The organism is Streptomyces sp. NPDC001070 (assembly GCF_053598835.1).
The window spans coordinates 147,472-161,956 of the sequence record NZ_JBSFLB010000023.1 but is presented as its reverse complement, the minus strand read 5'-3'; the positions used below and the strand labels follow the sequence as shown (position 1 = coordinate 161,956).

4 protein-coding genes are annotated in these 14,485 nt (G+C 68.5%); 1 reads left to right on the top strand and 3 read right to left on the bottom strand.

Annotated features, from left to right (window positions below; translation table 11 throughout):
- Positions 1-146: 146 nt before the first annotated feature.
- Complete coding sequence (locus ACWDAS_RS26850; RefSeq protein ID WP_450395685.1) at positions 147-380, top strand: hypothetical protein; 234 nt, start codon at positions 147-149, stop codon at positions 378-380.
- A 132-nt stretch (positions 381-512) separates the two neighbouring features.
- On the opposite strand, the gene ACWDAS_RS26845 is transcribed toward ACWDAS_RS26850, so the two are convergent.
- The 3 genes from ACWDAS_RS26845 to ACWDAS_RS26835 are packed head-to-tail and all read right to left on the bottom strand — an operon-like array spanning position 513 to position 13,725.
- Positions 513-4,532, bottom strand: coding sequence for an Eco57I restriction-modification methylase domain-containing protein (locus tag ACWDAS_RS26845; RefSeq protein WP_450395683.1), 4,020 nt, complete (start codon positions 4,530-4,532; stop codon positions 513-515).
- A complete protein-coding gene (locus tag ACWDAS_RS26840; RefSeq protein ID WP_450395680.1) occupies positions 4,532-7,462 on the bottom strand; it encodes a helicase-related protein in 2,931 nt (976 codons plus the stop codon). The genes ACWDAS_RS26845 and ACWDAS_RS26840 overlap by 1 nt, the downstream gene beginning before the upstream one ends.
- A gap of 29 nt (positions 7,463-7,491) precedes the next feature.
- Positions 7,492-13,725, bottom strand: coding sequence for a protein kinase domain-containing protein (locus tag ACWDAS_RS26835; RefSeq protein ID WP_450395699.1), 6,234 nt, complete (start codon positions 13,723-13,725; stop codon positions 7,492-7,494).
- Positions 13,726-14,485: the final 760 nt, after the last annotated feature.

The following is a 14,485-nucleotide window of genomic DNA, read 5'->3' as shown; positions in this document are numbered from 1 at the left end:
CAGCCCGCCACCCTGCGCGTACCTCATGACCGTGGTGTACCGCGACGATCACGACCTGTCAGCACCCCACGACATCACGCATTACAAGTCAGTAGGCCAGGCACACACCACACCGCAGGCAGCAAGTCCCCCTCCAGGTTGCCTTCTTGGGCGCTGCAGAACGCGTCGAAAGCCCAGCCGGGCGTCGCCGGATCATCCTGCTCGGCAAGCTGGCGCAGCCTCGCGAGAGCCTGCTCCACCGCGTGAGCACAAAAGATGCCTACTTTTCGCCATTTACGCACCGTGAAAGCGTCGACTGCGGCGTTAGCGGTGTCCGTCTCGCGGCGCGCCCCCAGCGCGCGGAGACGTTCGCGTTCAAGCGCGACGGCCTCGGCGCGTGAGACCGAAGCCGGCCCTCCTGAGCCAGACGGTGGCGCATCAGCTTTCACCTTGACCTCGCTGTGGGGTGTCCTGGTCGGGAAGTCGCGCCAACACGGCTGCGACCGCCGATCCAAGATTCGTGTCGACTCGATTCAGTGACGGGGGCCATGGCCAGGAGGCGGTGTGAGGGAGGAGGTGAAGTTCTCGCCGTCGAGGAGTGGGGCGTCGATTGAGACACCGGCAGCCGCCATGCGGTCGTAGGCATCGAGGATCAGCTCCTTGGTTCGATAGGAGCCGTACTTGGCCTCGTCCCTGCGCTTGACGATGGGGAAGGTATCGAGCATGTAGTCCACGTCGTCACGGGCGATGCCGTAGAGATGAAAGAACAAGGCGTCCAGCTCAGCGCGGATGACTGCGCGGCGGTCGTCATCCCAATAGAAGGGCGCGCCGGTGTCACCTAGGTCACAGGCGAACGGAGCCATGTCATGGGCGGTGTAGAAAAGTTCCAGGAGCCGGGGGGTAATGAAACCCTGGAACAGTTGAACAGTTCTCGGCGAAGGAACTGGCAGCTGTTGCCAAATGAAGAAATTCATGGTGACGCCACCCAGCTTTTGGCGACTTGCAAAGTCGAAAGCAAAGGACGCCTGGCATGCAGCGAGGGCAGCACAAAGCCAAGGTTCCTGCTGCACATACATAAGCGGAACTTTGTTTCCTGCGGCGGACCTCGGAAAAACGAAAGTGATTGACGTGCGTTCGTCGGTAGCACGACAAATGTCACGCCACCCAATCAACCATTCACGTCTCCACGACTTGCGAGCAAGCTGAGTGTTGACATCGAGCTCGGACACCCAGTAGCGCGGAAGCGAGACCCCAGTAGAGCTCTGCTTCTCAGGCAAACTGAGTTCTCGGATGGAGCCATCGGGCCCGTAGGTAGCCCATCGGTGGTCATAATGATGGAGCATCTTCGCTTCAAAGAGCGGAAGCATGCGGGCCGCTCCGCGCACGAAGGTGTTACCCACGAGAGACCAACCGTCCACTACCAGGTCTTCTTGCGTGTGAAACTTATCAGAATCCGTGTTCATCATGAACATCAATTGAAACTGAACATCCCACGGATTTTCCGCTGGACTCTCTTTACGTATAAGCACAGGTACCCGACGATAGATTCCGAGAGTGATCTCGGCGTCACGACGCGTTCGAAAGATCGGACAGGTGCCCGTGTTGGGGTTTAGGAGGGTGATCTCTTCGGAGGTCAAGGTGAAGCGTTTATCGGCTGCGTCGAGATCTGCCGGATCATGGAGGAAGAAGGCGAAGCTCGCGGCCTCTTCGCGAACGGAACTGCCGGCAAGGGTCAGCAGGCTGAACTTGAATGAGCGGTGCACGTCAGGAAAGAGCGGCGCGGCGTTCTCGAAGTCGTAGAGAGAGGCAAGGGAGCCGTGTTGAACGAGGTCCTTGAAGAAGTATTGATTGAATGAATCTGTGGCTATCCCAGAAGGCACGATCTGGCCTGCACGTCCCATCCGCTCTGCGAGCGTCCTCGCGTGCTCGGCGAACAGCGAGTACGTGTTGAGTCGCCCGTAGGCTGTCAACGGGAACCGACCAGATGCGTGGACAAAATGTTTGAATCCATCATTCGCACGACTCTCGGCTGTGAACTCCGAGAAGAGTTCAGGCTCGTCCTGCTCAAGCTTTTTTATCAGCCGGTTACGTACAGTCATGTTCGCTGCTTGTGCAATCTCGGGCCGTCGTGATGCGAAAAACTCACGTGCATCGACTTGCACCTGATCCCACGGCGGGTTGCCTAGCACGCAGGAGAAGCCGCCGGCCCAGCCGACTGCGGGGTCTACGGTGGCGCCTGCCGTCTCGGGAACGCGGAAGACTTCCGGGAACTCCAGGTGCCAGTGGAAGAACGTGTACTGCTCGGCCAGGCGGACGATCTCGTTCCGCGTCGTCGCCGGGATACCACTCCCGGGGCTCTGCAGGTCACTGAAGATACCTTCCGTGACCGGCGTGGGCGCGCCCTCAACCTTGGGCCAGACGAAGGCGGCGCACCATGCGTCGGCAATGTTGAGGGCGTGGAGGTAGTCCGCGGACTGCTCCAGTTCGCGGAAGCGGCTGGACTGGAGGCGGACGTCCCTCAGAGTGTCAGAAGAGGCGTCGGTGATGTCGCGCACCGTGACCGCAAAGGAGGCGTTGGAGACCCAGATGCGGTCTTCGGTGGTGAAGCTGAGCTGGCCGCCGCGTTCCCGTGCGTTGTCCCTCTTCAGCCGTGCCGCGATCTTCTTGTCATCGCCCTCGATCGGTTTGAAAGCATCATCCGGTATGCCCCCCGCCAGCAGCGCTGGCGTGGCGCCCAGCAGCGCGTTGCCGTGCTTGATGTGGGCGTCGAGGAAGCCGAGGGGCTTACCCGGCTCCAGGGCCTCCAGCCACAGCGACACCTTGGCCAGCTCGACGGCCATGGGGTTGAGGTCGACGCCGTAGATGCAGCGGGCGATGACTTCGTGGAGGGCCCTTCGGACGGCATCGATCGGCGGTTCGGGGTTCTGCTCGCGGACAGCCGCAACCCGCTTGGCTATTCGACGCGCAGCCGCCACGAGGAAGTGCCCCGAGCCACACGCAGGGTCGCAGACCGTCAGGGCCAGCAGCTCGTCCACAATGGCGTCGCGGGTGTCCGGCTGGCCGGACCGCGTGGCGCGGATCTCACCGCGCTTGACCGCGTCGTCGATGACCGGATCGAGGGCGGAGTCGAGCAGGCACTCGATGAGCGAGGACGGGGTGTAGTACGAGCCCGTGGTCTTGCGGGCGTTGCCGGCCAGCTCGACCAGCTCGAAGGTGCGGTCGGTCGCGTTGTGCTTGGGGACGAGCTCCAGCAGGGACTCGTAGATGGAGCCCAGCTCCTCCGCGTCCAGGTGGCGGTAGTCGACCACCCGGTTCCGGCGGGAGTTGGCGTCGCGGACGATCGACAGGGCGCGCACCGCGTCGAGCAGCGGCTCGTTGGACAGCGCCAGGGCGTGCAGCAGCTTGTCGGCTTCGACGTCGTCGAAGATGCCGCCCAGCGCGGGCAGGCCGAGCTCGGGCCGGCCGTCGTCGTTGCCGAGGCCCGACAGGACGAAGCGCAGGGCCTGGTACAGGTCGCCGTGAGCCGTGCCGCGGCGGCGCTGGGCGTGGCGGCGCAGCCGGGCGGAGGAGAAGTACGCGGCGTACCGCTCCTTGGCGGAGGCGTCCGCGTCCGGGGACAGCAGGACGTCGCGGTCCTCGGCGACGAAGAGGAAGAGCAGCCGGTAGACCAGGCGCAGCAAGGCGTAGTGGAACGTCTTGACGTCCAGAGTCTCGCGCAGCTCGCGGTTGTCGGGGTGCTTGAGGAAGCCCGTGCCCAGCGTCGTGATGGCGGTCTGGACGCCCTTCCGGAGCTGGTCCAGGGCGCGGGTGCCGGAGGCGATGGCCTCGGTGCGCCACTTCTCCAGCCGGCAGGCGGACGGAGCCGCGTCCTCCGCCACCTCGAAGCGGGAGACGTGGAAGAGCCGGTAGAGCAGGACGAACTCGCTGAACAGCTCGCCGTCGAAGATGGCCTCGAGGTCGAACTCGACGTACGAGGCGGTGGCCAGCGCGCTGGAGTCACGAAGCAGCCGCACCTGGCGGCCGTTGGTGAGGATGCCCCACAGATGGGCCTCAGTGCGGTTCAGGCACTCCTGGAGCATGGACTGCGGCGGCACGGTGCCGGCTCCGCCCGGGCGGCGGTCCAGGTCGGCGTTCCAGGCCGACTGGTGGACGAGGACGTGGCGCCAGCGGTGGGAGACGGCGAAGATCTTGTCCGGATCAGAGTCGGCGGCGACACCGGCCTGGCCCATGGGCGTGAGAGGGCCGAAGCCCAGCTCACGCCAGAGCGGGGCCAGCCAGTCGGTGGCGACGATGCCGGTGGGGTCGCTCGCCGGAGCGCCAGTCGCCGGGTCCTCGGGGAGTCGCTTGCGCAGGTCGCGCCAGAGGGGCTTGAGGTACTCCCAGCTGCGTTCGGCCTCGTCGCGGACGGACCGGGAGGTGGGCAGGCCGTAGTCGGCCGGCTTGGAGCCGGGGACGTCCTTGCCCTCGCTGATGCGGACGAGCATGTCGACGGGCAGCAGCGCGCCGACCGTGTGGACGGCGGAGAAGACCTGGTTGCGGGCGGTGGCGGACATCAGGCGGCCTCTCCGGATGCGGCGGCGGGCAGGTAGACGTAGGCGCCGAGGATGTCGGCGGGCTTCTGGGCGGTGACGCGGAGGCCTCGGACGATCTCGTCGGCGGCCTTGCGTACGCGCCGGTGGGAGTCGTCCAGCGCGGCGGCGAGCTCGTCGCCGTACGCCTCCAGGTGGCCGGAGACCTCGGGGAGCTGGTCGAGGATGCGGGTCATGGTGCGCTCACCGAAGTACGCGTCGGTGTTCACACCGGCCGTGGCGTCGAGCAGCGCGACGGCCTCGTCCTGCGTCAGCCATTCGGCGTTCTTCGGCGAGCCCCGGAAGGCGAGCAACCGGGCGTCCTCCGCCACGAGCTGCTTCTCGCCGCTGCGCGACGGCAGCGTGAGGTGGAAGCGGTAGCGGACGAGCAGCAGCGTCGTGCGCGTGTCGACGGCCTTCGTCGTGATGACGCCGCAGCGGCGGGCCGGGCGGACGCCGTCGGCCTGGGTGTCGAGCGCCGCGTTCAGCACGTGGCCGGCCAGGGCGCCGACGACCGGGTCGGTGCGCACCAGGGCGGCTTCACCGCGTGCCACGGCCGGGTCGGCGCGGAACGGGATCGGGCGGTCCTTCTCGATGGTGTCGGCTCCGACGACCGGGGCGAGCGCGTCGCGCAGGCCCGCCGGCGTGCCGCCGACCTCGGCGGTGAAGTCGGCGCCCGTGTCGCGCAGCACGCCGCCCAGGGCGTTCAGCGAGTCGCGGACGAAGGTGGCGATCTCACCCGCGCTGCCGAGGGCCTCGCGGACCGCGGCGACCTCGCGGGCGACCTCCTCGGGGTGGATGGAGCGCTGCGCGAAGCGGGAGCGGGAGGCCTTCTCGCGCTCTGCCGCCGAGTTCCAGTCCTTCTCCAGGTCGGCGAAGCTCTGCTGGAAGGCGTCCGAGCCGAACAGCGCCTCCTGCTCGCCCTGCCGCCCGCGCAGCAGCAGCCACTCGACGATGGCGTCCGTGACGCCGGTGGACATCTCGTCGGGCACGGAGACGGAGATGCCCAGGTCCTTCTTGATCTGGCGGTGCTTCTTGATGAGGACTTCGAGGACCTTGCCGTCGATGCCGTTGTCGTCGCCGTACAGCGTGATGACGCGGACCTGGTCCTTCTTCTGGCCGTACCGGTCGACGCGTCCCTCGCGCTGGTCGTGGCGGGTCGGGTTCCAGGCGAGGTCGTAGTGGATGACGGCGTCGAAGTGGTGCTGGAGGTTGACGCCCTCGGACAGGCAGTCGGTGGCGATCAGGACGCGGCGGGCGGCGGCGTTCTCGCCGGCCTCCGTCGCCAGCTCCTCGATCCGCTGGAGGCGCTGCTGCGGGGAGAGCGTGCCGGTGACGGCCTTGACGACGGTCTTCGCGCCGAGCGGGCCGCGCTTCTTCGTCTCCGGGTCGTTGGCCAGCTGCTCGGCCAGGTACTCGGCGGTCGGGATGTAGCGGCAGAAGACGATCGGGTTGTGGCCGTCGGCGAGCAGGGCCTTGAGGTGCTTGATGAGCGCCTTCAGTTTCAGGTCCTGCTCGGGGTTCTCCAGTTGCTCGGCGCGCGCGGCGAGTTCGGCGAGCCGCGATCCCGCGTGCTCCTCGGTCTCCGCTCCCGGGGCCACGTCCATGCCCTCCAGTGCGTCGCTGTCCGCGGAGTCGCTGGTCAGCGGGGCGCCCAGGCGGTCGGCCTCCTCGGCGGAGGCGGCGACGGCGGCCGCGGAGCGGGTGCGCAGGGTCTGGGCGGCGGCGCGCGGCGAGGAGACCAGCGAGCGCAGGAGGGCGATCGCCGACCACCAGGCGATCCGGGCCTCGCGCTTGCCCTGGGAGTCGGCGGCCTCGACGCGCTCCTGCGCGTAGGCGATGGCGTCGTCGAGCAGGGTGCGGTACGCCGGGGCGAGCTTGTAGGTCTCGTCCTTGAAGTAGCGGTCCGAGGGGAACGCGGTCTTCTCGGCGAGGCTGTCGTCGGCGAGGCCGTCGCCCTTGGTCAGGTACTGGCGTACGTCGGCGCGCTTGCGTGCCACGAAGTGCCGGGCGAGCAGGACACGGCCCGCGTCGGTGTCCAGGTCGACCTTGGCCAGCTCGGGCTTGACGAGGCCGAGGAGGTTGCGGAACGCGGACTCCTTGCCGGAGTGGGGCGTCGCGGTGACCAGCAGCAGGTGGCGGTCCATGTCCGCCGAGACGCGCTTGAGGAGTTCGTAGCGCAGCTGGTTCTGGGCGCTGGTGGAGGTGTCGTCGGCCGCGACGCAGGTGTGCGCCTCGTCGACGATCACGAGGTCGGGGCAGTGGCGCACGAAGTCGTCGCGGTGCCGGGTGGACTTGATGAAGTCCGTGGAGACGATGACGTGCGGGTACCGGTCGAACAGCGACTGGCCGAGGTCCAGGCCGCGTTCCAGGCGCGAGACCGTGGAGGCCAGGACGAGTTCCGCGTCGATGCCGAACTTGGTGCGCAGCTCCGCCTGCCACTGCTCGGCGAGCGCGGGCGAGCACAGCACGGCGAGGCCGGTCGCCTCGCCCTGGGCGAGCAGTTCGCTGGCGATGAGGCCCGCCTCGACGGTCTTGCCGATGCCGACGTCGTCGGAGATCAGCATGCGTACGGTCTGCTGGCGCAGTGCCATCAGCAGCGGTACGACCTGGTAGGCGCGGGGCTCGACGGCGATCCCCGCGAGGGAGCGGAACGGTCCGGCGCCGGAGCGGAATCCGATGCGCAGGGCTGTGCGCAGCAGTCCGGCGGCGCGCTGGTCGCCCAGGTCGGAGGGCAGGGGCGGGGCGAATTCGGCGCCCTTGACCTCCTCGAAGGTGGGGAAGACGGCGGCGATGTCGTCGTCGGAGCCGCCGAGGGGACGGAGTACCAGCATGTCGGGGGCGCTCTCGGGGAGCACCACCCATTCGCGGCCGCGCGCGGTCACCAGGGAGCCGGCGGAGTATGTGAGTGCCATGGGCGTCGTCAGGTCCTCGTGGTGGGCGTTCAGTTGGCGGCGGTGCCGAAGTAGCGGGAGTGGGCGGCGACGATCTTGTTCCAGTCGGCGTCCTGCGGGAACCGCACGATGTCCCAACTGGCGTTGTAGAGACGGTCTTCGGCGTCCTCGTCTCGCGTGGAGTCGAGTACGGCGCCGGGTCCGTCGACGAAGACGGCGACCTTCGCGCCGGGCAGCCGGTAGATGTAGTCGGGCGCGGCGTTGGCCTCGGTCAGGAACGACCCGGGCTCGTCGGGGAGCCGCAGTCCGCGCTCCTTCAGCCAAGCGATGAGCGCGCCCTCCAGCTCGGGCGTCTCCGACTCGTCGAGAAGCCGCTGGAACTGCTCGGTCCGGGACTCGCCGCGCTTCTCTCGGGTCGCCGTGGCCGCGGCGAGACGCAGCAGCAGTTCCTTCACGGCGTGCCGGTCGATCATGGCGTGGTTGAGCTGGTTGCCGTACGTGAGCAGGCACTCGTAGCAGCCACGGGCGCAGGGGCGGTCCGGGTGCGGGCCGCCCTGGTCCTCGCCGTCCGCGTCGAAGTGGCAGATCTCCAGGGCCTTGCTCGCGGCCTTGGCGATCGCGTCCTTCTCGGACTGGAGGCGCCGCAGCACACCCGCGCCACCCTCGGCGGCCTCCGTGAACAGGATGCGGTCACGGGGGCCGTCGTCCGGGGGGAGGAGTTCGCTGCTGAGCTCGGAGTCCTCCAGCTCGAAGGCAGCCTCGATACCCCGCTCCAGGGCGTACATGAGCGAGAGCGCGATCGCCTCGGGCAGCGGCTCGTCCAGCGTCACAACGAGGATGTTGCGGCGGTCCTCGACGTAGGGGATGACGCGCTTCTTACGCCGCTTCTCGTTGCCGTCGAGGTCCACGCGAGGCATCTCGCTGGAGTCGCCGGACGCCTCCGCGGCGTCGCGGTCGTTCATCCAGCGGCCATCGCCGAGGTCGAGCCAGTAGCCCGCGGGCTCGTCCTTCTTCGCCCGCACCCGCCCGGTGTTGGTGATGCGGACCGTGGCCGAGTCGCCGTACGCCACCTCCGCGATCGGCATGCCCGACGCGTCGGCGACCTTGGCGTCCTGCCGGCCCTTACGGGTGCCGTGATCCTGGAAGCGGTACGAGGTCTCCAGGCGGAAGCCGGCACGGCGACGTTCCTCCTCGTCGGAGGAGATCCGCTCCCGGCGCGTGGTGTACACGGTGTGCAGGTGCAGCAGGCCGTACGTGGCGGAGCCCAGGGGTTCGCCGCACATCTCGCAGAGGTCGGCGCGCTCCTTGGGGTCGTGGTGGTAGCCGCAGTGGGCGCAGCGGCGGGCCTCGGTGGTGGCGAGGTCGCCCGACGCGTCCGGCGGCAGCTGGATGCGGGTCACCTGGTAGCGGGCGCCCTCGTGGTAAATGAGGGCGCCGGGGCCGAACTCACGGATGGCGAGGAAGCGGGGCCGCTGAAGGTAGTCGCCCTCGCCGTGGCGGCGGCCGGTCGTCGGGATATAGGCGGCGAGCGGCAGGCGCGGGAAGGAGTAGCCGGGCAGGAAGCCCTCGGAGGCGAGGTAGCGGTAGGGGTTGAAGTCGGAGAGGACCGACTTGCTGTCGGCGCTCTCGTTCATCAGCAGGTTGATCTGGGTCTCGGCCTCGCGGCGGCGGGAGTTGGCCCGGATGCGGTCGCCTTCCGTCAGGCTGTAGTCGAGGCGGCGCTTGTTCTGGATGTACTGGTCGTCGAGAGCGGCCGTGTAGAGGTCGCGCCACCGGTCGAAGACCCGGTTGAACCGCTCGGGCACGGTGCGCACCCGGTCCTGGATCCAGTCGTCGTACCACCAGGTGGTCTCGGCGAACCTGGGCAGCAGCGGCGAGAGCACGCGCCGGGCCGAGTCGACAGTGCGGTGCTGGGCGTCGACGTCGAGGGAGGCGGCGAGGATCTCCGGGAGGAGCTTCAGCTCGGGCTGGGGGCGCTCTCCCGTGTCAGGGAACGAGACGTCGAGGACCCCGGGAATGGCGCGGCCCAGCTTGAGGCCGGCCTCGGCGATCCAGATGCCCTGGAGGTGGGAGAGGACGAGGTCCTCATTGGCGAGGTCCAGCCGAGGCGGCGCGACGGCTCCGGCGACCATGCGCTCGGAGCGGCGGAAGTAGTACTGGTCGTGGCTGTTGCCCGTCGCGCAGTACGTGGTGACGAGTGCGGGCTGGCCGCTTCGGCCGGCCCGACCGCTGCGCTGGGCGTAGTTGGCGGGCGTGGGCGGGACGTTGCGCATCATCACCGCGTTGAGCGAGGAGATGTCGACGCCCAGTTCCATCGTCGGCGAGCAGTAGAGCAGCTTCAGCTCGGCCTTGCGGAAGGCCTCCTCGCGGCGCTCGCGCTCCTCGGGTGCCACCTGGGCGGTGTGCTCCCGGGCGAACAGCCCGGCCAGCTCGGCTGCCGCGCTCTGGTACAGCTCACGGAAGAAGCTGTTGACGCGGGGGCCGTCGCCGCTCTGGTAGGTGCGGGTCAGCGGGTCGTGGGCGCCGGTCTCGCCCTTGCCGGCGCGCCAGATCAGGGACTGTGCGGCCACCCGGTAGCCGGTGACGGCGGGGGCCGTCTGCCGGTGGTAGCGGCCGGCGCGCTGGGGAGCCTCGGTGACCTCCTTGACGAGGCCTGCCTTGGCGAGGACCTTCAGCAGGTCCTCGATGACGAGCTGCAGCTCGTCCTTGCCGATCTTCTTGAAGGACTGGTCCGCTCGCTCCAGGTACTTGCCGAACTTGCCGCGTGCCGACAGGAACAGGCTTGAGCGGTCCAGTCCGGGCCGGGAGGGGTGCGGGTAGGCGGTTCCGATGCGCGGCTTGTCGGAGGCGGAGAGCACCCAGGGGTCGATGAGGCGTTCCTCGCTCGCCCGCTGGAGCGAGTCGAAGTCGTCGCGGAAGTAGGAGACGTCGATGGCCAGGGCCCTGCGCATCTCGTTGAGCAGCGCCTTCGTGACCTCGGCGCGCAGAGCGGGGTCGGCGTCGCGGAGGCTCTCGTGGGCCGCGTTCCAGCGGTCCTGGGTGCCGGCCACCCATTCCAGGTCCTCGTAGTCGATCTCGAGGAGGCCGGTCTGCTCCAGGTTGGGCATGGTGATGCGCCAGCCGCGTTCCAGGTCGAGGTAGAGCCGGAAGGCGATGACGTCGCGGAGGGTCTTCGCCGCGTTGCGCGCCAGCGACGGGGCCAGGTCGCTCTCGCCGGTGTAGTCGACGGGCGCCAGGCCGATCACGTTCGTGACGGCGGACGCGAGCTCCTCGTGGTGCAGACCGTCCTCACCGGTGTCCAGCGCCGCCCGGTACAGGGCGCCGCGCAGCTGGGTGATCTGGACGAAGTCGTTGAAGTGCCCGGCCTGCAGCGAGGCGTCCTGCCGGTTGTCGACGAAGGTGAGGAGCTTGCGGGCCTCCTTGTCCAGTGCCTCAGCGGGCACCGACTTCAGGGAGCGCACCACGGAGGCGGATATGAGGGAGGTCGCAGAGGAGCGTCCCTCCTGGTCGAGCGTGGCCAGCTTGGCGAAGTCCTTGCCCCGGGTCTGCTCGTAGGCGACGCCGCAGTGCAGGCAGAACAGGAAGGGCGACGGGATGAACGCGGCGTGCAGTTCGCCCCGGCCTTCGTAGCCGTACGGGTCGACGGTCACGGCGCGCGGCACACGGTCGCGGTAGGACTTCTTGACGACCTCCTGGCCTCCGGCGTCCAGCTCCAGCCAGGACTCGGGCAGCCGGCGGTCGTCGACGGCGTACTGCGGGTTGGCGGGCCACGGCCTGTCGGGGTCGATGTAGAGGTAGCCGTCGCCCTGCCGGCCGCCGGTCGCGGAGGTGTCGCGGCGCGCCTCGTACCGTACGTCGCCGTCCTTCTCGTCCCGCCACACGGTCACGTACTCCTGGCCGCATTCGCGGCAGAAGGCGAGCGGCATCAGCAGCTTGCCGCCGCTGCCGGGCTGTTCAAGCTGGTAGGCACGGGTGAGGTGGCGGGTCGCCTTCTCCTCCAGGGTCACGTAGACGGTGTCGCCCTTGGAGAGGAACTGGTGCAGGCGGAAGGCGAACAGCGGCCGCTCGGTGACCGGGTGGCGGGCTTGCGAGCCGGCCTCCAGAGTGGCGCGGATCGCGGCGGCGCACTGCTCCTCGTCGACGCCGGACTGCTCGGCCAGGTCCTTCGCGGCGACCTCGATCTTGGCGGGACGCTGCCTGACCAGGCGGCCCGTCGTCTCGTCGGTGGCGAGGCCGAAGCGGGTCTCGATCCAGCGGGCGAGGGGGTCGCGGACCAGCTCCGAGTACGCGCGGGGCGCGGCCGAGGTGCGAAGGCGCGCGGCGGGCACGGTGTCCGGGGCGGGATCGGTGGCCCGTACCAGGGTTTCGCCGATGACGTGCTCGGGGCGGACGGGCGTGCCGAACAGGGTGGTGGCGACGTCGGCGACGACCTTCTTCTGGTCGTCGAAGGTGCCCTCCGTCGACATGGTGGCGGAGGTGCCGATGCACTGGAGCTCGTTCGCGCGGCAGGCCTCGCGGACCCGGCGGATGAGCAGGGCCACGTCGGCGCCCTGGCGGCCGCGGTAGGTGTGGAGTTCGTCGAAGACCAGGAACTCCAGGCCACGGGCCATCTTGATGAGCGAGCGCCGGTCGTCGGGGCGCGTGAGCATCAGCTCGAGCATCACGTAGTTGGTGAGGAGGATGTCCGGCGGGTTGTCGCGGATCTCCTTGCGGCGCTCGTCGTTCTCCTGGCCGGTGTAGCGGGCGAAGGTGACGGGCTCGCGGCCGGCGCCGTAGCCGTCGCGGAGGTACTTCTCGAGCTCCTTCAGCTGGCTGTTGGCGAGCGCGTTCATCGGGTAGACGATGATCGCGCGGACCCTCTTCTGCGCCTTGGGGCCTTCGGCGTCGCGTTCCCGCAGGACCCGGTCGACGATCGGGACGATGTAGGACAGCGACTTTCCGGAGCCGGTGCCGGTGGTGAGGACGTACGAGGCGCCGGCCTTGGCGGCATCGATGGCCTCGCGCTGGTGCTGGTGGAGCGTGAGCGGGCGGCCGTCGCAGACGGTGCCGCCCTCGGTCTTCTTCGCCTGGAAGATCTTGGCGCACTCGTCGTGGAGGACCTTCTGTCCCGCCAGTTCCAGCACGGTGCCGCCGCCGGCGAAGAAGGGGTTGAGGGAGAGCCAGGGATCGGGCCACTGGGACTTGGCGTTCAGGTCCTTCTCCACGAAGCGCCTGACGAGCTCGTCGCGGATGACGGTGCCGCCCTCGGTGAAGGCCCGGTAGTCCTTGATGAGCGTGCGGTGGACGTTGAAGACGTCCATGCCGGGGCCGGCCGTTCCGAGGTCGACTCCGTCTTCGGCGGGCTGCTCGGCCCGTTCTTCACTGCCGTCCTGAAGTGCGGCGGGCGCGGTCGCCTGGGCGGCGTGCAGAACCTCGAGGCCCTTCACGGGGTCAAGGGCCGCCCAGGTGGGGAGCGGTCCGGGCCCACCGTCGGACGTGGCGAGCGGGAGAAGCGCGTCGCGGACCGTGGCGGCGTCTGCGGGTCGGTGGGCGGGGTCCTTGGCCAGTAGGCGGTCGACAAGCCGGGCGAGTTCCTTGGGGATTTCCTCGCGTATCAGGCGTATCGGCGTCGGGGCGTCGTTCACATGCTTGTCGCTGAGCTCAAAGGGGTTCTCACCGGTGAATGGCGGAACGCCGGTGAGCATCTCGTAGAGCACGCAGCCGAGTGCGTAGAGGTCGGCGGCCTGGGTGACGAGGCCGGCCTTGAACTGCTCCGGTGCCATGTAGCGAGCAGTACCGACGGCGATTCCCGTGCTGGTGATCCTGGCGTCGTCCGGGTCGTCGGCAATGCGTCCGATGCCGAAGTCGAGGACCTTGACGACTCCGCCACGGGTCAGCATGACGTTGCGCGGCTTGAGGTCACGGTGGATGACCTCGGCGGCGTGGGTGTGGGCGAGGCCGTCCGCGATCTGCGCGGCGATCGCGGCGGCCCAGGAGACGGGGAGCTGGGACTCCTCGTCGATGAGGTCTCCGAGCGTCTCTCCGTCGAGCAGTTCCATCGCCAGGTAGGGGCGGCCGGCGTCCCCGTCGTCATCCACGCCACCTTCGATGATCCGGGCGACGTTCGGGTGGTGGAGGCGGCGCATGATGCGCACTTCGCGGTCGAACCGCTCGACGGCCTTGGCGTCGTCCCGGGTGTTGACGACCTCACCTGAACGGTGACGCAGGATGAGCTTGACAGCGACAAGGCGGTCGGCCGCGCCGTCCGGCACCTGGAGGTCCTCGGCGCGGTGCACCTCCCCCATGTTCCCGGTGCCGATCGGCCCCTGAAGCCGGAACCGTCCCGCGACCGTCCCTCGTTCCACTGCCCCTCCTCTGCCCACCGCATGTACGCCCTCCCCCAGGGCGAGACGACGCCGTCCCACGTCTCCTCTACCGACGGACGGTTGGCGACGCAACATGGGATCTGACGCAACGACGGAAGCGTACACGAGGAAGTCATCACGAACCAGACTTGCAAGGTGTTTACATTGTCAACGCGCCAGGTTTATCGTCAGGTTCGTCACGTGGAGCCTGCGCGCCTCACGGACGCATCAATCTCGCCGTCCGCCTGAAAGTTGGGTGACAGTGGACCTCAAGGCCCCGCTCGCCGTCCTGTACCGCAACCTTCAGCAGGCAGCCACCCGCGACGATGCCGTTCCCGCCGCCACCTTCGAGGCGGCGACGTCGGGATTGCCCCTTGATGACGCTTCGCGGGCACGCCCGCTCGCAGAGCCGGCCCGCATGAGGTTGCACATACACCCTCACGCCGTTCGACCCTCACCTTCTCGAGACATACGACATGTGAAGAAGGTTGTACGTCCACACACAGAATTTTCGCAAACGGAGCGCACCACTCGGCCGCGTGTCCGCACCGCCCTTGACGTGCTGGCCCTTTATGCGGACGAGGGCACGGTGACTGAACTGGCCGTCTCGAGGGTCGCCCGCCTCACCGGGTTGACACCGAGCGTGGCCGACGCCCTCAAGGCGAGCACCGAGACGCAATACCGCGTGGTGCCGGACGAT